The organism is Idiomarina sp. UBA3162 (assembly GCF_002364475.1).
Taxonomy (GTDB): domain Bacteria; phylum Pseudomonadota; class Gammaproteobacteria; order Enterobacterales; family Alteromonadaceae; genus Idiomarina.
Map to the genome: position 1 here is coordinate 22,294 of NZ_DEYI01000053.1, position 22,540 is coordinate 44,833.

The window sequence follows — 22,540 nt, forward strand, 5'->3', positions numbered from 1 at the left end:
TCCCAGAACCACCAGCCGCCCCAGCCGAGCTCGTAATATGCCCACCAACTACCGAGCGCGATGCCGACGGTTAGGAACATCCACGCCGCCAATGTCCACGGACGTGACCAACGGGCCCATGCCGCATCGAGTTTGCCCGACATCAGCGCAGCAATAGCGAACGCAAAGGCAACAGAAAAACCCACATAGCCCATATACAGCAACGGTGGGTGAATGATCATGCCGGGATCTTGCAGTAATGGGTTTAAATCATTGCCATCGACCGGAATAATCGGCAAGCTGCGATCAAACGGGTTCGATACTGTCATCATAAACAGATAGAAACCGATACTGATCAGACCCAGGATGCCAAGTACGCGTGCCACCATCGGCAGAGGCATGGAGCGAGAAAACAGCGCAACAGCGGCAATCCAGCCCGCTTGCATCAACATCCACAGTAAGAAAGAGCCTTCGTGCGAGCCCCACACCGCGGTAATACGATAAAACCAGGGCAACTGCGTATTCGAGTTAGCGGCTACATAAGCAATACTAAAGTCATTTTGGACGAAAGCGGTGACCAACAACGCGAAGGCAATTGCGGTGAAAATAAACTGCCCTATCGCGAGCGGACGCGACAGACTCATCATGCCCCCATGACCGCGTTGTGCACCAATCAATGCATAACCCGCCAACAGCGCTGAGAATGCCAGCGCAATCGCAATACTTAAATGACCGAGCTCAGCAATCATGGTGTCTCCTCTTGCTCAGCTGGTTGATTTGGGTTGACATGCTTAATGCCTTTCATTTTTTCGGCGAGTTCGGGTGGCATGTATTCTTCATCGTGTTTTGCCAGCACTTCGCTCGCTTTCAGCGTACGTGGGGCTATCAGCTCGCCTTGTGCGACAATACCCTGCCCTTCGCGGAATAAGTCGGGCAGAATACCTTGATACAAAATAGTCACTTCAGGTCCGGTATCGGTGACTTTAAAGCTGACTTCAAGCGTCTCTGGATCGCGATCCACAGAGCCTTCGACCACCATACCGCCAATGCGCATACGTTGACCTACTTGTGGTGGCTGTTTGCCTTCCTCAACTTGTTCAAAGTCACTCGGCGTGTAGAACAAGTTAATGCTGTAGCTCATGGCATACAGCATGAGACCAATGGCAATACTAACGCCAACGACTAAAACAAGTACCCAGGTTAACCGTTTTTTACGACGCGGGTTCATACTTCTACTCCTCAGCGCTTGCTTGCTGCGTACGACGCGCAAGCCGCTGTTTACGACGTTGAACTTTTAAGCTTTCCTTCTGCAAACGTCGCCGCTGCACACTGGTTTCTAAGGCAACACCTGCAATCACTAAAAAAGTCAGAAAAAAAGACGACCACACATAGAGCCCGTAGCCACCCATATGAACAAATTCACTAAAACTATCAAATGCCATTAGCGCGTCTCCTCAGCTGATTCGCGACTATCAAGCGCGAGCTCTGCCTGCGCCCACGGGCGATTGAGTTCGTGCTTAAGCAACTGATTTTTGTAACGCATCAGTACTAAGGTCGCGGTTAACAGCATAAAGCCTAACAAGCTGATTAGTAGCGGCCACAACATGCTCGTAGCAATGGAGGGACGCTCAAATTTAGTAATGGTGGCGCCTTGATGGAGCGTGTTCCACCACTCTACCGAATAATGAATGATGGGTAGGTTGACCACCCCCACAATCGCCAAAATCGAGGCGGCTTTAGCACCGGTACGCGCGTCATCAAATGCGGCATACAGCGCCATTACGCCGATGTATAAGAACAATAAAATAAGTTCTGACGTGAGCCGTGCATCCCACACCCACCAAGTACCCCACATGGGTTTACCCCAAATGGCGCCAGTAAATAATGCAATAGCGGTCATGGCCGCGCCCACAGGCGCAATCGCGGGTAATGCCCACTCCGCCGTTTTAATCTGCCAGATTAGCGCAATGGCGCCACAAATTGCCATGCCAAAATAGGCACCCATGGAGAAAATAGCCGCGGGAACGTGAATGTAGATAATGCGATAGCTATCGCCTTGCTGGTAATCGGCCGGCGCAAACGCCAAGCCCCACACCATGCCCACCAATAGGCTAATCAATGTCAGGCCAGCGAACCATGGCAATAACTTATCCACTAAGCGATACGTCGCTTCAGGCTTTGCATACGGGTGTAACCAACGCCACATATTAATTCACACTCATTCTGACGCCCGCGGCCACGGCCAGCGGTGCTAATGTTACGGTTAATACGGAAATGGCCGCTAAAATAGCCAACTGTCCGTGCACGGCCATGCCCATTCCTGCACTCTCTACCGCCGACGTGGCGAATATCAGTAACGGAATAAACAATGGCAATAAAATTAAACTGATTAAGGCACTGCCCCGTTGTAGCGGCAACGTCAGCGAAGCGCCGATGGCAGCCAACGCACTCAATGCTGGCGTGCCTAATAATAATGACAGGCTTAACGCACCATAAGCGGAAGTCGGTAAGCTCAACAACAATGCCAGCAGCGGCGAGAGTATCACTAATGGCAAACCACTCAATAACCAGTGCGAAACCATTTTTGCGCTCACTGTAAAGGCGAGCGGCTGCGGTAGTAAGCACAGCTGCTCGAGCGACCCATCGGCATAGTCATCTTTGAAAATACGATCCACGCCCAATAAGGTGGCTAATAATGCCGCGACCCAAATAATGCCTGGTGCAATACGGGCTAAAATATCAGGGCCGGGTCCGACGCCGAGTGGAAACAGCGTGATCACCATGAGCAAGAAAATCAGTGGGTTGATCGCGTCTGAGCGTCTTCGCGCGGCAAGACGCAAATCCTTACTGAGTACTGAACGCCATAACTGCATTGCGGTCATCACGCGACTCCCATGGCATTGGCGTAAGCTTCACCTAAATGCAACTGCTGTGGATTCAAACTCGCCAGCGATAACGCTTGATGCGACGTCATGACGATACTACCGCCTTGACTTAGGTGCTCGCTAAAGCGTTGCTCAAGTAACGCGATGCCTTTTACATCCAACGCGGTAAAGGGTTCATCGAGGATCCATAACGGTGCTTGACTGTGCCATAACCGAGTGAGTGCCACGCGACGTTGTTGCCCTGCCGATAACCGACCCGTCATTTCATCTTCTAACCCGAGTAGCCCAATAGTTTCGAGCAGACTCCAGTCATCCATACTGTCTTGTGTGGCACGATGATCGCCGCTTAAACGACGTTGCCAATAGACATTCTCCAACGCGGTCAGCTCGGCTTTAACCGCGGGTTTGTGACCAATAAACAAGAGTTGCTGATGATAAGCACTACGGTCATACTGTATTGAGTGGTTGTTAAACTCAATACGGCCGGTGTGGCTCGGCATGAGCCCGGCAAGCATACGAAGCAGTGTCGACTTACCGGCTCCATTGGCACCGGTAATTTGCCAGAGTTCGCCAGCATGAACCTCAAAAGAGACCTGCTCGAACAAGGTACGCCCGCCGCGAACTGAGGAAAGTTCGTGCGCTGTAAGTCGGGGCAGAGGTTCTGTCGTTTTATGCTTCATCAAGGCTGCGGCAATGTCTGCAAATGATGTGTAAATTGGCTCGAGTTTACCACAATATTTGCCGAAAAAGCCATGTAAAACGGTCGCTTTTCATGATCTGGGTAAGGGCAGTGCGTCATGCAAATTAAACAGCTATTACAACAAATGATGCAGTCGTTGGCGACGCCGTCAAACTCGGCAACGACTGCCGCGTTGAATACCCCACAAGCGGCTGTTTCACAAGCGCAGCAAAATGCTATGCAGAGCGTATTTAATGCACTGACGACACAATTGAATAGTCCGACTCAGCAGCCTCAACAATTTAATACCGCGCCAGTTAACAGTCAGTTGAATATCACGCCACAAACCCTAGCCGCGGTAAAGCAACAACTTGAGCAAGTGCTGCTGCGTGCTACAGGCGAGGCTCAACGGCCGATCTCACCAAAAGCGCAAAGCGCTTTGATCAGTCGTATTGTTGAACAGATCATGCGTAGTGATGCGCGCATCAGTATGCCGCCGCAACAGCAAGGTTCAGCGACGCCCTCCCCGAGCGCAAGCGCACCTAATAACCTCACGGTGCCATTGACTCAGCTACCACAACCCATGCGCCAAGCAGTCAGTGAGCAGTTACAACACGTGCTCACACAGTGGGTTAAAGTCTCGCAGACTCAAGCAACAGCAACGCCCGCCCCCCTCACGCCTTTACCTGTTCAGATTAACGCGATGAAGGTGAGCCAGGGTCAGTTGGTGATGCAACTGCAAACGCCGTCTAAAACAGTGACTGAAGTGAGTGTTCCCTTACAGCAAATCCCCCAACCCCTCGCGCGTGCATTGCTTCAACACATCACCACGCCGGTGCCTAGTCAAGTGCAACAACCGACAGCGCCTGCGCCGAAACCGACTGTACCGACGACGCCCGCACCAACAGCGCCCACGGTGGATGGTCGATTAGTGAAGCAAACACAAACGCTAACACCTGCACAATTAAGTCAGTTTCTACGCCAAGTGACGGACATGACGCCGCAACAGCAACCCGAGGTAAAACAGCTACTGACGCAAACACTCGCGCAACTCCCGAAGGGCGAGCAAATGATGCAACCCCAACAACTCGCTAATTATGTCAATGATTGGTTTGCTGCCAAGCCGGTCAGTAGTCAACCCAGTCACCAGTTAGGTGTAGTCGGTAAACTGATTATCGCTTTGTTGGGTATCCGTATGCAGGCTCAACAAAGCGCGCAGCCACAGGCAGCTAAAGCACTCAGCCAAGCCATACTGGATCAGATTATGCGAGGCCCCAGTGAGGCACGGCCGGGCGATGATAGAGCTTTGCTGCCACGCCCGCCCATGACAGCAGAAGTACGCGAACGCCTTAATGCGCAACTACTCCAGCAGCCAGCGGCACAGTTGCAGCGTTTATTGAGCAATTTGGCGCAGACAATGAATAGTGCTCAAAGCAGTCAAATGCGCTTGCAAGACAGTCCGGCGCAACAGCCCGAATTTTATCTGATGCTGCCGTCGCAAAATCCGAGCAGCCAAACCGGCACCGAACTGCTGATCAAACGCGAGTCAGGTGGGCATCGCGATGAAAAAAATGAACGTTCAGTGTGGTTATTTAATCTACGCTTTGAGCTTAAGCAATGGGGTCCCATGTTAGTCAAAGGACGTTATCAAACCGCGGGCACTCGTGTGCAGTTTTTTACCGAGTCGGAGGCGGCACAACGGCACTTGCAACGCCAACTCCCGGAACTCGAGCAACGGCTTGCGGGTTTAGATGTCGCCGCCGTGGATTTTCAGATTAAGCAAGGCAAAGTGCCCGAAAGTTTGGCACAACAACACAGCGGTATTATCCGGGTAACGGTATGAGCGAGAATAATAAACAGAAACAGGCCATTGGCTTATCTTACGATGGTTTAAATGCGCCGCAGGTCATTGCCAAGGGCTTTGATGAGCTCGCCGAAGAAATTATCGAAGTGGCTAAAGCCCATGGCGTCATGGTGCATGAGGATCCGATGCTGTCGGACTCCCTAGCACGGCTGAATGTAGGCGAGGAAATTCCGCGCGAGCTCTATGTGCTGATCGCGGAACTAATTGCATTTTCGTACTTATTAGACGGTAAATTTCCTGATAGTTGGTACTAACTGCGCTTATGCATAGCCAGCATCAGCTCCGCCTCAGCACGCGGTAAATCGCAGGCTTGCATCAAATCATCGACACTCGCTCCCTGCTCCACTAGTTTTGCCGCCCGTTGATACAGCTTAATCTCAGGCTCTTGTTGCTCGAGCTGTTGCAAGGTGGTGGCAAATTGCTCTTGCTGAGTTTGCTGTTGTTGTTCAAGCTGTTTTATGGCGTGTTGCTGCTGTCTTTGCCACTGCGCGATCTCTTCGCGAAGCTTGCTGACAGCCTCATTATCGGCAGCCGAACGCCGCGGTTTTGGTTGCTCTTCTAAAGCGCCCAACGCCTCGGTGAGCATCAATAAGCGCTGCTGCTGGCGTTCGAGCAATTCTGTGTGCTTGCGATTGGTCATTACCGCCACAATGATGGCAACAATTGCTAGCATCAGCGCTGCCGATGCCAGCCAAACTGTAAGTGAGGTCATTAACTATTTTTATCCTAACCGCGAAATTTCATCCCATTCTTCGTCGGTCAGCATTTTATCTAAGTCGACTAGGATCAACAACTCGCCCTCACGGTTCGAGACCCCTTGGATAAAGCGTGCGCTTTCTTCGGTGCCGACATTCGGTGCACTATCGATTTCCGATTTCTTCAGATAAACCACTTCGGCGACACTGTCGACTAAAATACCAATCACCTGTTTATCCGATTCAATAATCACGATGCGGGTGTTGTCGGTAATTTCGTTTTCTGGCAAACCAAAGCGCAGCCGCGTATCAATGACGGTCACGACATTACCGCGCAGATTAATAATACCTAACACGTAATCTGGTGCACCAGGGACAGGCGCAATCTCACTGTAGCGCAGTACTTCTTGTACCTGCATTACGTTGATGCCGTAAGTCTCTTGCTCCAGTTGAAAGGTTACCCACTGAAGCACTTCATCGTTGCTATCGGCTTCAGCTTGTTGTTTGGTTTTACGTTTTTCAGTTGCCATGCTATGACTCCGATTCATTTTTAGGGCCCGATTGGGTATGACCCAAGCCTTTATCCAGCAGTGTAATTAAAGCATTCACATCGAGTAACGCACACATTCGATCGCGCACCACGCCCGCTAACCACGGCCGCTTTTGATTAGGGCCGTTACGCCATTGAATGGCGTCCGGTTGTAAGGGCTCACTATCGACCAGCTCTTCGCACAATAGGCCCCAGTTGCTGTCACTCAATGTGATCATGTATTCATAACTAATCTGTTCTTCTACCTCGTCAGTGAGCTTTTCGGGCATCACCCAACGGGCTGTATCGACTGCTTGCAGCTTGGCACCACGCTCGTTCATGATGCCTCTAAACCAACGCGGCTTGCCGATTAGCGGGCTGATTTTACTTAACGTATGTATACCGCCTAAGCTTTTCAAAGGTACCGCTAAGGTTAATCCGGCTACCTTAAAAAACAGCGCCTGGAAATCATTTTCTTGATATTCCATCATCGCGTCGGTCGGCGGCGGTGCAGCGTCGTTATCTTCCATATCGGCGCTGACTTCGGTTTCTGTAACCTCAGTCGGTTCAATTATTTCTGGTTCTGGCTCGGGCTCCGGTTCTGGTTCTGCTTCTGGCACAGGCTCAGGTTCCGAGACGACTTCGGGCTCGGGTTCCGGCTCGGGCTGTTGCACAGCGGGCGTGGCCCGTTCGAGCAATGAACGCACCGGCGAGTCATCAAAATCAACCGGCGGCGCTTCTTCTTCTAACAGCAACGCATCCAAATATTCGGTCATTGCTTGTTCACTGCTGTAGTTCGAGCGACTCACGTGACCTCCTATAGATGTAGTTGCTGTAAATATGTCAGCAATGTTTGATACGCCAATACACCCCGCGATTGCGGCGCAAACATCGATGGCGGCAACTGCTCATTGCTGGCGTCTCGGAACTTTGTGTCAATTGGGATCATGCCGTTCCAGACACTTTTCCCGTAACGCTGCGCCACTTTTTTGTAGGTTTCCAGTGATGCGCGCGTTCGTTTATCATACAACGTTGGAATAATAGTGTATTGATGTGCGTGCCCGCGCGATTTTTGGATCAAGGCGAGCGTTCGCATCATACGTTCTAAGCCTTTAAGTGCAAGCGGCTCGGTTTGCACCGGAATGAGCACACGCTCGCAGCACGCCAAGGCATTCACCATTAATACGCCCAGCACTGGGGGCACATCGATTAATACATAATCATAACGGTGTTCTACCAACGCTAGAGCGCGTTGCAGCACCAGTCCCATACCGCCTTGGGTACCCAGCTTTCTATCCAAAGTAGCCAGCGCCATGCTCGCAGGCATAACATCAAGATGGTCATGCTCGGTCGGAACAATCGCCTTTAAAGTGGTTTGCTTATCGACATCTTTGCCCATAGCAAACACATCATAGGCTGTTGCCTCGACCCCCTCGGCATCAATACCGAAATAAAACGTCAATGACGCATGCGGATCGATATCAATACATAGCACCCGTTGACCTCGCTGCTGCAACAAGCCGGCGAGCGCCACCGTCGTGGTGGTCTTGCCTACGCCGCCTTTTTGGTTTGCGATGGTCCACACGTGCATGGTTTAGTCTCCGTAACCGACTTCGGTCAGTAGCGCACTGCCCATTTGGTTAAGACTGACATTACGTGATGAAATACCGGCACTAGCGACGGCTTGAGGCATACCATAAACCACGCAGCTCGCCTCATCCTGTGCCCATATTGTTGCGCCCTGATCTTTCAGCATGCGCGCGCCCTCACGGCCGTCAGCGCCCATGCCTGTCAAAATAACACCCAACACCTTGCCGCCATAAACCTTCGATAGACTGGCAAAGGTCAAATCAACACTGGGCTTATAGGTTACGCGACCCGAGTTATCTTCGCGCACACGCAAACGCGCCGCTCCCGCACGGCCTTCAACAAGCATCTGCTTGCCACCCGGAGCTAAATAGGCCACGCCCGGCTGTAAACTATCCCCATCTTCCGCCTCGCGTACGCTAATTTTGCAAAGCCCATCTAAACGCTGCGAAAAGGCTTTAGTAAAAGCCGCCGGCATATGCTGTACCATCACAATCGGATAGGGAAAGTTTGCGGGGAGTTGCGTCAATATCTTTTGCAATGCGACAGGTCCGCCGGTTGATGTCCCAATCGCCAACACCTGATACGCACGGTTAATGGTAAGACGTTCCGTCGTAACACGCGTAGTGGGTGCTTCTGGCTCTCGCGTTGAGCTGCGCGTCGGTGGCGGGGTTTTGCGCGCAAACCGGTTAAGCGACGACGGTCGTTCGCTAGTCGATTCGGTGGGTCGCGCTGCTGCCGAAGGACGCGAAGGTGTTGAACGGCGCACCGCCGGTTTCCCCGCGATGGCTATTACACGATCTTGTAGCGTCTTTACCGCTTCCTCACGATTGCGCGCGACATCTTCAAACTTTTTCGGCAGGAAGTCAGCGGCGCCGGCTTCGAGTGCATTCAGTGTAGCCGTTGCGCCTTCGTGGGTAAGCGAACTGAACATTAGAATAGGACACGGCGCATCGCGCATAATTTCGCGGACCGCATCGATGCCATTCATGACGGGCATCTCAATATCCATGGTGATCACATCGGGGCGTAAGCTTTTTGCTTGCTCCACCGCTTGACGGCCATCATTCGCCGAGCCAATGACCTTTATCTGACTGTTACTTTCAAGAATCTCTGTTACTCGGCGTCGGAAAAACGCCGAGTCATCGACCACTAAAACACTCACTGTCATTTTTAGTGTTACCCGTTATCGTTTTGCGTAGTACTTCAGCATGCTCGGTACATCGATAATCAATGCGATACCACCATCGCTGGTGATTGTTGCACCGGCCATACCTGGCGTACCTTGCAATAACTTATCTAATGGTTTGATGACGACTTCTTCTTGACCGATTAACGCATCAACAACAAAGCCGACTTGTTGGTTGCCGATCTGAACGACCACCACATGCCCATTTTCGTTGCGCTTATTACGCTCAGGCGTACGGGTCAGCCAGTGTTCTAAGAAGAACAGTGGGATAGCGCGTTTACGCACGATCAGTGTCAGCTGACCATCAACGGTGTTGGTCTTCGACATATCAAGGTCAATAATCTCACTGACCACTGCCAACGGTAACGCAAAGGTTTGCTCTTTCACTTCGACCATCAAGGTCGGCAAAATAGCGAGGGTTAGCGGTACCTTAATCAGTAACTCAGTACCTTTGCCGAGCTCCGAATCAATTTTTATGCTACCGTTGAGCTGACTAATTTTGGTTTTCACCACATCCATGCCCACGCCACGACCCGAGATATCGGACACTTGCTCTTTGGTAGAGAAACCCGCCGCAAAAATCAGATTGTAGGCATCTTCGTTGGATAAGCGAGCCGCCGCATCCTCATCAAGCACACCTCGTTTAATCGCAATTTGCTTGAGCTTTTCGGCATCCATACCAGCGCCGTCGTCCTTAATAGACAACATAATGTGGTCGCCTTCTTGCGACGCCGATAAGGTCACGGTACCTTCGCGCGGTTTACCTTTGGCTTGACGGTCATCTGGCATTTCGATGCCATGATCGACAGAGTTACGCACCAAGTGCACTAACGGATCCGCCAATGCCTCGACAAGGTTTTTGTCGAGATCGGTATCTTCACCGTACATCTCGAGGTTAATTTCTTTCTTCAAGCTTCGCGCCAGATCGCGCACGACACGCGGGAAACGACCAAAGACTTTCTTGATAGGCTGCATGCGGGTTTTCATCACTGCGCCTTGCAGGTCACCTGTAACCACGTCGAGGTTAGAGATGGCTTTACTCATCTCTTCGTGTTTCTGGTCGTCATTATTGCTTAAGCTCAATAATCGGTTGCGCACCAAGACCAGCTCACCGACCATATTCATGATCTCATCGAGTCGTTTGGTATCCACTCGCACCGTGGTTTCTGCCGGAGGTGGTGGCGGTGCAGCGGCCTTCTTAGCCTCGGGCTTCTTCGACTCTTCTTGTTTTGCTTCTGGCTTCTTAGGTTCTTGTTTCTTCGGCTCCGGCTTTTTAGCCTCTGGCTGTTTAGCTTGTGGTTTTTTCGGCGCTGGTTTTTGAGCCTCTGGCTGTTTAGCAGCGGCTTTATCAACCTTAGGCGCCTGCCCTTTGCCATGTAAATCGTCTAGCAGTGCCTCAAATTCATCATCAGTGATTTCGTCGCTATCACTTTTACTCGCCGACTTCTGCTCTTCTTGTTTTTTCTCTGCACTGGTCGGTGCTTTACCGGAACCGTGCAATTCATCGAGCAAGGCTTCAAACTCATCATCAGTGATTTCGTCATCACCGTCTTTACTGCTGGCTTTGCTTTGCTCTTTTGCCGGCTCATTGCCCGACGATTTATTGGCACCGGGCCCTTGCCCTTTGCCATGGAGTTCGTCAAGTAAGGCTTCGAATTCGTCTTCTTGAATGTCGTCGACGGAGGTATCGTCTGTCGCGCCAGAGGCACTACTTACGTCGGTATCGGTATCGTCGTCGGTATCGGTATCGTCGTCGGTTTCGGTGTCGGCGGAGGCATCGCCTGTCGCGCTAGAGGCGCGACGTACGTCGGCATCAGTGTCGTCGGCGATTTCGTCTTCCGATTCGGGTTGAGAGAGCTTGTGCAGTGTCTCGAGTAGCTCGCTATCGGCGGCTTCGGGTTCTTCGCGCGCTTGTAATTGAGCAAACTGGGCATTAATGGTGTCCAACGCTTGCAGGATCACATCCATCAAGTCAGCCGAAACAGAACGTTGACCATTACGTAAGGTATCGAAAACATTTTCCGCACCGTGACAGGTATCAACTAACGCGGAAACCGATAAGAAACCAGCCCCACCTTTAACGGTGTGGAAACCTCTAAAGATGGCGTTTAGGAGATCTTTGTTCTCGGGGTCGTTTTCTAATTGAACGAGTTGCTCGGATAACTGCTCGAGGATTTCTGCCGCCTCGATCAAGAAATCCTGTAAGATGTCTTCGTCCATCTCAAAGCTCATGCGCTGCTCTCTCCTAGAAACCTAAGCTAGATAATAAATCGTCTACGTCATCCTGATTCTCGACGACATCATCACGTTGTTCTGGGTTAATCACAGGTCCTTCTGCTGCACTCTTATCGACTGCTTTTACATTTTGTTTAGCTTGAGATTTCTGTTCTTCACCAAACAACTTGAGAAGCTCGATCAAATTTTTCTCGACATCTTCTACGAGCTGTATCACTCGACGGATGATTTGACCGGTAATATCTTGATAATCTTGCGCCATCAACACTTCGGTCATTAAGCCATGAATTTGCGGCATATTCTGACCACATTCACGCATTAACGCATCGACTTGGTGACACATTTCTTTGAATTCGTGCAACTGAATATCGTTACTCATCAATCGCTGCCAGGCCGGCATGACTTGTTCGACGCGCTGATGCATTTCGTCAGTCATCGGCAAGCAGGCTTCGACTGCATCCATGGTTCGGTTAGCAGCGTCTTCTGTCTTTTCGATAACGTACTGCAGACGGTTTTGTGCGTCGGGCAGGTCATCCTGTGTTAACTGCATAATCCGCGGATCGAGTTGGAAATCTTGCAGTGCTTCGTGGAGATCGCGAGTCAGTTGCCCCACCGACGTGAAGAGTTTGTCATCACGCTCCTCGCGAAAGTCATCAAGCCATTGATCGGCTTTGGCTTGCTCGCCCGCTTCTAGCCATTCAACCAGTTGCTGCGCTTGCTGGAGCGATATATTTGCCGATGATTTTGACATAACCGCACTCATTAACTGATGCGTTCAAAGATTTTATCGAGCTTCTCTTTCAACGTGACAGCTGTGAAAGGTTTAACGATGTATCCATTGACGCCCGCTTGGGCGGCTTGAATAATTTGCTCGCGTTTAGCTTCTGCGGTCACCATCAGTACCGGCAAGTGCGCGAGGTCATCGTCTTTACGAATTTCTTTAAGTAAGTCGATACCTTGCATCCCTGGCATGTTCCAGTCAGTGACAACAAAGTCAAAGTCACCTTGCTGGAGCATCGGTAAGGCGGTGTTGCCATCGTCAGCTTCTTGGATGTTGGTAAATCCAAGGTCGCGAAGAAGGTTTTTGATGATTCGTCTCATTGTTGAAAAGTCATCAACAACAAGAATTTTCATGTTTTTATCCAAAGCTCCCTCCACTTGGGCTCTCGATTACTACGACAATTACTCTACCCAGCTTTGCATACGCGTTTTTAAGCGCATCATCGCTTGGCTATGAATTTGACTAACACGTGATTCACTCACGCTGAGCACTTCCCCAATTTCTTTTAGGTTCAGTTCCTCATCATAATACAACGAAAGCACTAAGGCTTCACGTTCAGGTAAGCCAGAGATGGTGTCCACCAGTGCACGGTGAAACGCATCGTTCTCTACATCTTTTTGCGGCTCATAGTTGGTGCCTGTTACTTGTTCAGGCACGATGACATCTTCCGAGACGCCCAGATCTTCGATGCCAATAATTCGTCCCGAGTTAACATCACGCAGAATAGCGTGGTATTCCTCGAGCGACATTTCTAGCTTTTCCGCTACTTCCGTATCCTTTGCATCACGCCCCGTGTCGTTCTCGACTTGGCGGATGGCTTCTAACACACGTCGATGGTTACGATGCACCGACCGCGGTGCCCAATCGCCGCGACGGATTTCGTCGAGCATAGCACCACGAATACGAATGCCCGCAAAGGTCTCAAAACTCGCGCCCTTGCTGTTATCAAAATTTCTAGCTGCTTCCAATAAGCCAATCATACCGGATTGGATCAAGTCATCGACTTGTACGCTCGCGGGTAGGCGCGCCATCATGTGGTGTGCGATTCGCTTCACGAGCCCCGTATGTTGCTCGATAATCGCCTGACGATTATCAGCATGGGCACTGTAAACAGCGGCTTTATTCATTGGCAACATCCTGCTTCTTACCGTTATCGGCCGATCCTATTAATTGTTCAAGAAAAAATTCCAAATGCCCGCCTGCTTGCGCAGGTACCGGCCAGTCAAGCGCACGTTGCGCAAGGGCTTTGATGGCTAATGAGGCAGGCGAACGAGGCTGCATAAGTACTAATGGCTTTTGCTTTCGTACCGCCAAACGAATGTTATCGTCAAACGGGATGATGGCGGCTAATTCTAGCGCGACATCCAAAAACCGATCAGTGACCTTGGTCAACTTATTAAACAGCAACTGGCCTTCTCTTAGGTTACGCACCATATTGGCAACAACTTTAAACTTGAACACATCCTGTTCTTTGCTCAGCACTTTCATCAGCGCGTAAGCATCAGTAATTGAAGTCGGCTCATCACAAACTACCAGCATCACATCTTGAGCAGCGCGGGCAAAACGCACAACGGTATTACCGATACCCGCTGCGGTATCAATCACCAACACGTCAAAGTCTCCTTGTAGATCGCTAAAAGCGCGAATCAACTCTGCGTGTTGCGTCTCGTCGAGGTCAATCATCGAACGGGTGCCTGAAGTGGCCGGTACAATCTTAATACCTGCTGGGCCTTCTATCAGAATGTCTTTGAGTTCGGCCTGCCCACTGAGCACATGAGAAAGATTTTTTTGCACGCGCAGTCCGAGCATGACATCGACATTGGCGAGACCTAAATCAGCGTCTAGCACCAATACCCGTTTGCCTTGCTCTGCCATTGCAATAGCCATGTTTAAAGAGATGTTGGTTTTACCCACACCGCCTTTACCACCCGTTACTGCAATGACTTTGACTTTACTTTGTTTCATCTTTCTTAAGCCACTAGCTTGATCCATGCGCTCTAACTCTTACTGCTGGTTAATGCTTGATTAATCGATGACCTTTTATTGAACGGCCTGCCAATTTGATTTTGGCATGTCTGACACATTCGAACAAATGCTTTTATCGTATAAGCGCTCTGCTTCGGTGACCATGTAATGCTCGTCCGCCACGCGAATGTCTTCTGGTACTTGCTGTCCGTGGGTTAAGTAGCCCACCGCAAGCCCTTGCTCGATGGCAACACTGATACTTTCACCTAAACTTAAACACTCGTCTAGTTTAGTAAAAATGCAGCCTGCCAACGGCAATGTTTTGAACTGCTTAACCGTATCGTTCAACACCTGTGTTTGTGATGTTGAAGATAATACCAAATATGGACGAATTCTTAGACGTTTATTCTGTAATAATTGCGCGAGTTGTTCACTTAAGCGTTTATCGCGCTGACCCATACCCGCGGTATCGATCAAAATCAGGCGTTTGTCGCGCAATGTCAGCATTGCATCAGCTAACTCTTTAGCATCGTTTGCGACTTTAACTGGACAACCGATAATACGACCATACACTTTCAGTTGTTCGCTTGCGCCAATACGGAACGTATCGGTGGTAATCAATGCGACCGAGTCAGAGCCGTGGCGCTGCGCATAACGGGCTGCCAACTTAGCAATCGTCGTTGTTTTACCGACACCCGTCGGACCGACTAACGCAACTGCACCGCCACGAGTCAAAATATCGTCATGGGTGGTGTTAAGCTGACCTTCCAATAATTGCAATGATTGCTCCCAGCTATCTTCGATGTCATCGCCCTCAGGGATGAAGCAGGCGATTTGATCGGCAATTCGTTCGCTCACACCCATAGTCATAAGGCGTTGGGTCAATAAGGCGCGCATTGGTTCTTCGCGCTCAATTTCTTGTTTCATCAAACCGCTCAACTGATGTTGCAGTAAGTTCTGGACACCTTTGATTTGCGCGCGCAGTTCTGCGATTTCAGCAGCGCTACCGCCACCAACATAGTCAGGGATATCGACTTCGGGCTCACTGGGTACCTGGGTCGCTTCGGCGCCAGCTTGGACCGGCTCAGTTTGAGGTTCGGGTGCTGGCTTAGGTTCAGCATTGCTTGCCTGCATCGCTGGATGTTGTGCCTGGCGTGCCAAGATTTCGGCCAGTGAGTTTGCAGGCTCAGCATACCGTTCCGCCTCATCGCTCTGCGATGCCGACTCGGCTGCTGGTGCCGCTGCTTGCGGCGCTTGTGGCTCTGCATCACCATCAATTGCAGCGACAATCTCAACGCCACCGTTTACCTTTTTATTCGACATGATAACGGCATCCGGTCCGAGCGTTTCCTTAACTTGCAATAAGGCACGACGCATATCCTCAGCAAAAAAGCGCTTCATTTTCACAGGTAAATCCCCCTATCACTGAGCCGCTGGCTGTTGTTGGCCGCCAATCGAACTCACAATTCGAATCTGTTTATCATCTGGAATTTCTTGGTAACTCAGCACCCGCATTCCGTCAGTTGCGTGACGCGCGAAGCGCGCCATCGTTGAGCGCAATAGCCCGGATGTCAGTAACACCGATGGCTCGCCGTTCATCTCTTGTTGTTGATGAACCTCTTTCAACGATTGCTGCAGGCGTTCTGCCAAGCCAGGTTCAATACCTGCGCCTTGCTGTTCGGCTTCATTGCCTGCGGCTTGCAATGACTGATGCAACATCTGTTCCAACTCTGGCGCCAAAGTAATGACAGGCAGTTCTTGTTGCCCTTCGGAGATGTCTTGAACGATGAGTCGACGTAACGAGATGCGGACCGCCGCGGTTAATACATCGGTGTCTTGTGTGCGTCCAGCATATTCGACAAGCGTCTGTGCAATAGTCCGCATGTCACGGATAGCGATACCCTCGTCGAGCAGGTTTTGTAAAACTTTGACAAAGTTGCCGAGAGACAATAAATCGGGTACCAAGCCCTCGACCAATTTAGGGTGGCTACGACCCAAACGATCCAGTAGCTCTTGCGCTTCTTCATGCCCTAATAATTGCGAGGCGTGGTTTGTGACGATTTGGCTCAAATGTGTAGCAACAACCGTTGCTGCATCAACCACGGTATAGCCCATGGTTTGGGCGTTTTCACGTTGTTCTGGTTTAATCCAAATCGCTTCGAGACCAAACGCTGGATCGGTGGTCTTCTCACCTTCTAACTCACCAAACACTTGGCCGGGATTAATCGCTAACTCGCAGTCATGACGAATATCCGCCTCACCCATGGTCACCCCCATGAGCGTGATGCGATAGCTATTAGGACCCAAATCAAGATTATCGCGGATATGCACAGCCGGTACTAAAAATCCGAACTCTTGTGATTGCTTCTTGCGCACTCCTTTAATGCGCGATAGCAGTTCGCCACCTTGGCTTCTATCAACCAGCGGAATCAAGCGGTAGCCCACTTCCAAGCCAAGGGTATCTACATGACGCACATCGTCCCAACTGAGCTCTTTTTGAGCTAACTGTTGCTGTTGTTCTTGTTGTTTTTGTTCAACTTGCTCGGTCTCTTGGGTTTCTGCATGACGCATTTTGTAATATGCAGCACCTGCGAGCACGGCAGACATCGATAAGAAAGCAAAGTGCGGCATGCCGGGAATAACGCCCATGGCAAACAATACTGCACTTGAAATGACTAGCACTTTCGGGTTGTTAATCAGCTGAAATACAACCGCTTCACCCATGTCCTTGGTATCATTTTCACGGGTAATGATGATGGCGGTTGCGACAGATAACAACAGCGCTGGAATTTGTGCTACTAAGCCGTCACCAATGGTAAGTAGCGTATAGACTTCAATCGCCTGACCAAACGACAAGTCATGCTGGATCATGCCGATTAAGAAGCCGCCTACAACGTTAATTAAAAGGATTAAGATACCGGCAATGGCATCGCCTTTAACAAATTTACTGGCACCATCCATCGAGCCGTAGAAGTCAGCCTCGCGAGTTACGTCGCTGCGTCGCGCTTTCGCTTCCTCTTGATTAATAAGTCCGGCATTCAAATCCGCATCGATGGCCATCTGTTTACCCGGCATAGCGTCAAGGGTAAAGCGGGCAGTGACTTCAGAAATACGGCCGGCACCTTTGGTGATTACGATAAAGTTGATGATCACCAAGATAGCGAAGACCACCAGACCGACGGTATAGTTGCCGCCAATAACTACGCTACCAAAGGCTTCAATGACACTACCTGCAGCGCCGGGCCCCTCGTGACCGTTGAGTAACACGATACGGGTTGATGCTACGTTCAATGATAGGCGCAATACGGTCGCTATCAGCAATACCGTAGGGAATGCGGCAAAATCGAGTGGACGTTGGGTGTAGACCGCAACCAGCATCACCACCAATGAAAGAGTAATTGAGAACGAAAAGAGGATATCCAACAAGATAGGTGGAATGGGAAGCACCACCATCGCGAGTATCGCCATCACCGCCAGCGGGGTACCGAACCCTTTAATTATGTGCGAGTTAGCTTGCGCCAGCCCTTTTAAATTGTTCAGTCTTGCAGCACCACTTGCCATACTTCTTTTCCTGCGCGTCAAAAAAATGATTCTCTGACTAACTGATACAAATTCTGTGCCAACAAAATACAGTTATCACCTACGTACCTATCGGACGTCTCCGCTAGGCGTTTATCGAGCGGAGGTTTAGCTTTTCTGAGGGTTAGTTTGGAGAATGATTAATGCCAAGTAGTTTACTGGAGTGGTCTGTCTGTTCACTGTTGAGTCTGCTATTGCTGAGTGCAGGTGTCCCTGCCATGCAGCACTCAACCGCACAACTCGAAGCGCGAGCGCTTGGACTGCGCGGCTTAAGTTTGCTGCAAGCGTATCAAGCGCGTGCGCAAGCGCAGCAACGCCATATCGAGATTCCGCTTACTGCCATTAAGCACGCGCTCAAAACCGACGGTTGGCAGTTTACCAGTAACTTTAATGATCACAGCCGTCCGCTGACTTTTTATGCGCCACAAGGGTATGCTCGTGCCGGCCACTTAAGTATGCATAAGGGTAAGTTCGAACTACGCTGGATTGTCAGTGCTATCGGACGGATAAGGTACTGTAGCGCTGGCGATGTCGAGATAATGGGTATAACTTCATGTGTGTAACAACACGCCCTTGGGGGTTTGCACTGATTGAGCTACTTGCGGCTTGTGCCCTAATGGTCCTATTAGCGGGTTCGTCAGTACAGGTCATACTGTGGCAAACCACGTCAATCAATCAAGCCTTGCAGCAACCTCAGGCGCAGCTTGCTTTGCAAGGTCTAGCGCTACAAATTGGACGTGATCTGTTACGCAGTGAACAGGTCAGGCAATTGACTTCGAGCTCGCAACATAGCTGTTACCTACTGACGATACACACAGGCGATCAGGTTGGTTATCGCTTACGCGCTGGGGCATTGCAATACCATGGTGATGCTTTTGATTGTGCCCAGCGCGGCTGGCAAAGTCTAACCACAGCGCAAACACTCAGCCTGACCCAGTTTAGCATTCGGGCACTCGCACCGGGTTACCAGATCACCCTCGCCACGTCGGCACACACGATGCGCCTTCCCTTATTCAGTCCTGCACCCGTCAATCGGAGCGTGTTTGATGAGCAGCTTTATTACGCCCCTTCTGTCCTTGATTGGCATACATGCATTGATCATGCTCTTTGCCACCGAACACCTGAATCTATTAACGCAACGTTTCGCCTGGCAATGGCAACAATACCAGCAACTGCAGCAACGCGCTTATGAGCTTGCTAAAGCTCAAAGGTTCAGCACTTATCGAGGCGATGATAATGACGGTCGTGGTGAGCATATCGCTGGCGAGCGGCTTAAGTATGGTGCAGCTTACGCAGACCGAAGTCCGCCGATTACAGGCGCGGCAACACGCGTTAGAACAACTGCAAGCGGCACAAAACGAGTTATTGATGGCAATCGGAAACGGAGAGGTTCGACACTGGCAGCCCACTAATGAGGCAATAACAGTGACACAAGAATGGTACTCGGCACGGCAAGCCACGTTCTGGCTTGCCCATGCTAATTTAGAGGGGGTTATCCCAGTTTACGTAGCGTTGACTAACGAAGATCTGGCGGAATACTAAAGATGATGTTTTCCTCGCGCCCTTCTCGCTCAGTCACAGTTTCACCACCCCAGCTGCGTAACTGCTCGATAACCTCGCGCACTAATACTTCCGGCGCCGAAGCGCCTGCGGTCACCGCCACACGGTCGATATCGTTAAGCCAATCGCGCTGGATGCCACTGGCATCATCAATCAAGTAAGCAGGTGTGCCCATCTTCTCGGACAGTTCACGTAACCGATTTGAGTTCGAGCTATTCTTGGCACCGACCACCAACATTAATTGCGCTTCTTCTGCTAATTGACGCACCGCATCTTGTCGGTTCTGTGTGGCATAGCAGATGTCGTCTTTACGAGGCCCGTTAATGTTAGGGAAACGCACCCGTAAGGCATCAATCACATCCGCCGTATCATCGACAGATAACGTGGTTTGACTCATGTAGTGCAAATTATCCGCATCTTTTACTTCGAGCGTTGCGACATCCTCAGGAGATTCGACTAAATAAATGCCGCCCTGCGGATTGGCATACTGCCCCATCGTGCCTTCAACTTCGGGGTGTCCGGCGTGACCAATGAGCACGCACTCGTGCCCTTTACGACTGGCACGTGTCACTTCCATATGCACTTTAGTCACCAGTGGACAGGTTGCATCAAAGACTTTTAAACCGCGATCTTTGGCATTCTGACGAACCGCTTGTGAGACGCCGTGCGCACTGAAAATAACAATTGCATCGTCGGGCACTTCATCGAGTTCTTCGACAAAGACCGCACCCGCATCACGCAATTTATTCACCACATATTTGTTATGCACCACCTCGTGGCGCACATAAATGGGTGGCTCAAATATCTCCAATGCTCGCTCGACGATGGTAATCGCGCGATCCACGCCTGCGCAAAAGCCACGTGGGTTGGCGAGTAAAATTTGCATAATTCCTCCGTGTGCCGGTTACGGCTCCACGCTAATAATTTCAACTTCGAAAATCACCGTTTGACCAGCCAGAGGGTGGTTAAAATCGATAGTCACCGTAGGACCCTCGATTTTCCGCACAATCCCTGGTAGCTCGGTACCATCAGGCTGGGTGAACGTGAGAATTGCGCCCACTTCAGGCTTGGTCTCATCGCTAAACTTAGCCGAATCAACATAATAGTAGTTGTCGGGGTTCGGTTCACCAAAAGCGTCTTGTGGTGCCAGTGTAAACTCGCGCTCACTGCCTGGCCGCAATCCAATTAAACAAGCTTCGAAATTTTCGGTTAGGCTACCATCCCCCATACGAAACTTCGCTGGCTTTCCCGACATTCGTGTACTGTCGGCCACCGAACCATCGCTCAGTTTAATGGTAAAATGCATGACCACTTCACGGCCATCTTCAATCGGTAAACGTCCCACGACTACTCCTTACCTTTCGTATCTTCGGGATCTCGACGGTTATCGATAAACGCTTCTAACAACATGAGCACTGCACCAATGGTAATCGCACAGTCCGCCACGTTGAATGCGGGCCAATGCCAGCCTTGATAATGCACATCTAAGAAGTCGATCACATAACCGAACAAGAATCGGTCTGTCACATTGCCAACGGCACCCGCCAAGATCAACGAGAATGACAAGTTCTGACGCCAGAAACTCACATCATTGCGACGCAGCCAGATGAGCAACACGATACTGACGGCTACTGCAATTAAGGTAAAGAACCAACGTTGCCAGCCACCGCCGTCGCTTAAAAAGCTAAACGCAGCACCGTAATTGTGTACATAGGTCAGGTTAAACAAGCCGTCAATAATGATACGGCTTTCGTAAAGTTCAAAATCACTCGCAACCCACCATTTGGTGAGTTGGTCGAGGATAAAAATAGCCAAGGTGATCCACAAATACTGTAGACCCGATGCGCGTTTATTCGGTTTCATCGCTTGAGCATTAGGCAAAGTGACGCTCCTCTCCAGCACCATCAATGTTGCTCACGCAACGTTGACACAAGTCTGGATGCTCGTTGATTTGACCTACCTCTTCACGGTGATGCCAGCAACGCTCACATTTTTTGTGGGCACTTGCAACCACAGCGACGGCGAGCGGTAATTGCTCGGCTTTGACCGCGCTCTCTGGCGCATCAGCGAGATCTGCAACAGACGCCTCTGAGGTTAATAACGCAAAGCGTAACTCAGCACCTAGGCGTTTCAGTTTTTCAGCCAGTGCCGTATCGGCGTATAAGGTCACTTCTGCTTGCAACGAGCCACCAATGACGTCATCACGACGCGCTTGCTCAAGCGCTTGGTTGACCGCATCACGCACATTCAGTAGCTCAATCCAGAAGGTATTTTCCTCGCTGCTGACGCCAGCAAACTGTTCAAAGCCTTCATACCATGCTTGAGTAAATACATATTGCTCGCGTTCACCCGGCAACAGGTCCCAGATTTCTTGCGCGGTAAAGCTACAAATCGGCGCCATCCAACGTACTAGTGCTTCGGCAATATGATGCAGTGCGGTCTGACACGAACGGCGCGCCAAGCTATCCGCTTTAGCGGTATACTGGCGGTCTTTAATGATATCCAGATAGAAACTACCCAGTTCAATCGAGCAGAAGTGCATCAATTTTTGCACCACCGACAAGAACTGATAGTTGTCGTAGGCATCCACCAGTTGCTTCTGTAAGTCAGCTGCACGGCCAACAATCCAACGGTCCAACTCGACCATCTCGTCCATCGGCACTTGGTGCTGCTTAGGATCGTAACCGCTCAAGTTCGCTAACAAGAAACGTGAGGTGTTACGAATACGGCGATAGGCATCCGCTGAACGTTTGAGGATCTCATCTGATACCGTCATCTCACCTGAGTAATCCGCCGAAGCGACCCACAAACGTAGGATATCGCCGCCGAGTTTATTCATTACGTCCTGCGGCGCAACTACGTTACCGATTGACTTCGACATCTTGCGACCTTGTGCGTCTACGGTAAAGCCGTGCGTCAGCACTTGACGGTATGGCGCTTGCTCATACATCGCGACACCCGTTACCAATGAACTTTGGAACCAGCCGCGGTGTTGGTCAGAACCTTCAAGGTA

Annotated in this window: 27 protein-coding genes; 5 read left to right on the forward strand and 22 right to left on the reverse strand. The window is 50.6% G+C overall.

Features of this window, described 5'->3' with window-relative positions:
• The 6 genes from B2X00_RS06285 to ccmA all read right to left on the reverse strand — a co-directional run.
• Positions 1-728, reverse strand: a 728-nt coding sequence (locus B2X00_RS06285; RefSeq protein ID WP_290486568.1) for a heme lyase CcmF/NrfE family subunit, incomplete at its 3' end; no start/stop codon positions are given.
• Complete coding sequence (gene ccmE, locus B2X00_RS06290; RefSeq protein ID WP_290486569.1) at positions 725-1,207, reverse strand: cytochrome c maturation protein CcmE; 483 nt, start codon at positions 1,205-1,207, stop codon at positions 725-727. The genes B2X00_RS06285 and ccmE, both read right to left, overlap by 4 nt.
• Before the next feature lie 4 nt (positions 1,208-1,211).
• Positions 1,212-1,421: a heme exporter protein CcmD gene (gene ccmD / locus B2X00_RS06295; protein WP_071463328.1), complete on the reverse strand. Its 210-nt coding sequence runs from the start codon at positions 1,419-1,421 to the stop codon at positions 1,212-1,214.
• Positions 1,421-2,185, reverse strand: a complete 765-nt coding sequence (locus B2X00_RS06300) for a heme ABC transporter permease (protein ID WP_071463327.1) — start codon at positions 2,183-2,185, stop codon at positions 1,421-1,423. The genes ccmD and B2X00_RS06300 overlap by 1 nt, the downstream gene beginning before the upstream one ends.
• Position 2,186: 1 nt before the next feature.
• Positions 2,187-2,861 (reverse strand): heme exporter protein CcmB, encoded by a 675-nt coding sequence (gene ccmB / locus B2X00_RS06305; RefSeq protein ID WP_290486570.1) that lies wholly within the window; start codon positions 2,859-2,861, stop codon positions 2,187-2,189.
• Positions 2,861-3,544, reverse strand: coding sequence for a cytochrome c biogenesis heme-transporting ATPase CcmA (gene ccmA / locus B2X00_RS06310; protein WP_290486571.1), 684 nt, complete (start codon positions 3,542-3,544; stop codon positions 2,861-2,863). The genes ccmB and ccmA overlap by 1 nt, the downstream gene beginning before the upstream one ends.
• Positions 3,545-3,661: 117 nt before the next feature.
• On the opposite strand from ccmA, the gene B2X00_RS06315 reads away from it, so the two are divergent.
• A complete protein-coding gene (locus B2X00_RS06315; protein ID WP_290486572.1) occupies positions 3,662-5,386 on the forward strand; it encodes a flagellar hook-length control protein FliK in 1,725 nt (574 codons plus the stop codon).
• Positions 5,383-5,661 (forward strand): EscU/YscU/HrcU family type III secretion system export apparatus switch protein, encoded by a 279-nt coding sequence (locus B2X00_RS06320; RefSeq protein ID WP_071463323.1) that lies wholly within the window; start codon positions 5,383-5,385, stop codon positions 5,659-5,661. The genes B2X00_RS06315 and B2X00_RS06320 overlap by 4 nt, the downstream gene beginning before the upstream one ends.
• On the opposite strand, the gene B2X00_RS06325 is transcribed toward B2X00_RS06320, so the two are convergent.
• The 12 genes from B2X00_RS06325 to flhA are packed head-to-tail and all read right to left on the reverse strand — an operon-like array spanning position 5,658 to position 17,949.
• A complete protein-coding gene (locus B2X00_RS06325; RefSeq protein ID WP_290486573.1) occupies positions 5,658-6,119 on the reverse strand; it encodes a DUF2802 domain-containing protein in 462 nt (153 codons plus the stop codon). The two genes, B2X00_RS06320 and B2X00_RS06325, sit on opposite strands and share 4 nt — an antisense overlap.
• A gap of 9 nt (positions 6,120-6,128) precedes the next feature.
• Positions 6,129-6,632: a chemotaxis protein CheW gene (locus B2X00_RS06330; protein ID WP_290486574.1), complete on the reverse strand. Its 504-nt coding sequence runs from the start codon at positions 6,630-6,632 to the stop codon at positions 6,129-6,131.
• 1 nt (position 6,633) lies between these two features.
• Complete coding sequence (locus B2X00_RS06335) at positions 6,634-7,440, reverse strand: chemotaxis protein CheW (protein ID WP_290486575.1); 807 nt, start codon at positions 7,438-7,440, stop codon at positions 6,634-6,636.
• Between the two features lie 8 nt (positions 7,441-7,448).
• Positions 7,449-8,222: a ParA family protein gene (locus B2X00_RS06340; RefSeq protein WP_071463319.1), complete on the reverse strand. Its 774-nt coding sequence runs from the start codon at positions 8,220-8,222 to the stop codon at positions 7,449-7,451.
• A 3-nt stretch (positions 8,223-8,225) separates the two neighbouring features.
• Entirely contained in the window at positions 8,226-9,389 is a 1,164-nt protein-coding gene (locus B2X00_RS06345; RefSeq protein WP_290486576.1) for a protein-glutamate methylesterase/protein-glutamine glutaminase, read from the reverse strand.
• A gap of 15 nt (positions 9,390-9,404) precedes the next feature.
• Positions 9,405-11,639, reverse strand: a complete 2,235-nt coding sequence (locus B2X00_RS06350) for a chemotaxis protein CheA (RefSeq protein WP_290486577.1) — start codon at positions 11,637-11,639, stop codon at positions 9,405-9,407.
• 13 nt (positions 11,640-11,652) lie between these two features.
• The gene (locus B2X00_RS06355; RefSeq protein WP_071463877.1) at positions 11,653-12,393 is read right to left on the reverse strand and encodes a protein phosphatase CheZ; all 741 of its coding nucleotides are present in this window, start codon (positions 12,391-12,393) and stop codon (positions 11,653-11,655) included.
• Between the two features lie 11 nt (positions 12,394-12,404).
• The gene (cheY, locus tag B2X00_RS06360; protein WP_006954899.1) at positions 12,405-12,788 is read right to left on the reverse strand and encodes a chemotaxis response regulator CheY; all 384 of its coding nucleotides are present in this window, start codon (positions 12,786-12,788) and stop codon (positions 12,405-12,407) included.
• 36 nt (positions 12,789-12,824) lie between these two features.
• Positions 12,825-13,550: an RNA polymerase sigma factor FliA gene (locus tag B2X00_RS06365; RefSeq protein WP_071463316.1), complete on the reverse strand. Its 726-nt coding sequence runs from the start codon at positions 13,548-13,550 to the stop codon at positions 12,825-12,827.
• The gene (locus B2X00_RS06370; protein ID WP_071463315.1) at positions 13,543-14,415 is read right to left on the reverse strand and encodes a MinD/ParA family protein; all 873 of its coding nucleotides are present in this window, start codon (positions 14,413-14,415) and stop codon (positions 13,543-13,545) included. Before B2X00_RS06370 ends, B2X00_RS06365 begins: the two co-directional genes overlap by 8 nt.
• A 48-nt stretch (positions 14,416-14,463) precedes the next feature.
• Positions 14,464-15,795: a flagellar biosynthesis protein FlhF gene (gene flhF, locus B2X00_RS06375; RefSeq protein ID WP_370215847.1), complete on the reverse strand. Its 1,332-nt coding sequence runs from the start codon at positions 15,793-15,795 to the stop codon at positions 14,464-14,466.
• Between the two features lie 15 nt (positions 15,796-15,810).
• Entirely contained in the window at positions 15,811-17,949 is a 2,139-nt protein-coding gene (flhA, locus tag B2X00_RS06380) for a flagellar biosynthesis protein FlhA (protein WP_071463313.1), read from the reverse strand.
• Between the two features lie 161 nt (positions 17,950-18,110).
• On the opposite strand from flhA, the gene B2X00_RS06385 reads away from it, so the two are divergent.
• From B2X00_RS06385 to B2X00_RS06395, 3 genes are read left to right on the forward strand one after another with little or no spacing between them, the layout of a single operon-like run.
• The gene (locus B2X00_RS06385; protein WP_290486578.1) at positions 18,111-18,530 is read left to right on the forward strand and encodes a hypothetical protein; all 420 of its coding nucleotides are present in this window, start codon (positions 18,111-18,113) and stop codon (positions 18,528-18,530) included.
• On the forward strand, positions 18,521-19,159 hold the full coding sequence (locus B2X00_RS06390; protein WP_290486579.1) for a hypothetical protein: 639 nt from the start codon (positions 18,521-18,523) through the stop codon (positions 19,157-19,159). The genes B2X00_RS06385 and B2X00_RS06390 overlap by 10 nt, the downstream gene beginning before the upstream one ends.
• Positions 19,156-19,509: a type II secretion system protein gene (locus B2X00_RS06395; protein WP_290486580.1), complete on the forward strand. Its 354-nt coding sequence runs from the start codon at positions 19,156-19,158 to the stop codon at positions 19,507-19,509. The genes B2X00_RS06390 and B2X00_RS06395 overlap by 4 nt, the downstream gene beginning before the upstream one ends.
• Here B2X00_RS06395 and ispH read toward each other — a convergent pair.
• The 4 genes from ispH to B2X00_RS06415 all read right to left on the reverse strand — a co-directional run.
• Complete coding sequence (gene ispH, locus B2X00_RS06400; RefSeq protein ID WP_290486581.1) at positions 19,484-20,413, reverse strand: 4-hydroxy-3-methylbut-2-enyl diphosphate reductase; 930 nt, start codon at positions 20,411-20,413, stop codon at positions 19,484-19,486. The genes B2X00_RS06395 and ispH overlap by 26 nt on opposite strands.
• Before the next feature lie 18 nt (positions 20,414-20,431).
• On the reverse strand, positions 20,432-20,872 hold the full coding sequence (gene fkpB / locus B2X00_RS06405; protein ID WP_290486582.1) for an FKBP-type peptidyl-prolyl cis-trans isomerase: 441 nt from the start codon (positions 20,870-20,872) through the stop codon (positions 20,432-20,434).
• Positions 20,873-20,874: 2 nt separating this feature from the next.
• Positions 20,875-21,390: a signal peptidase II gene (lspA, locus tag B2X00_RS06410; RefSeq protein WP_071463876.1), complete on the reverse strand. Its 516-nt coding sequence runs from the start codon at positions 21,388-21,390 to the stop codon at positions 20,875-20,877.
• 10 nt (positions 21,391-21,400) lie between these two features.
• Positions 21,401-22,540 (reverse strand): class I tRNA ligase family protein (locus B2X00_RS06415; RefSeq protein WP_290486583.1); only part of this gene is annotated, 1,140 nt, incomplete at its 5' end.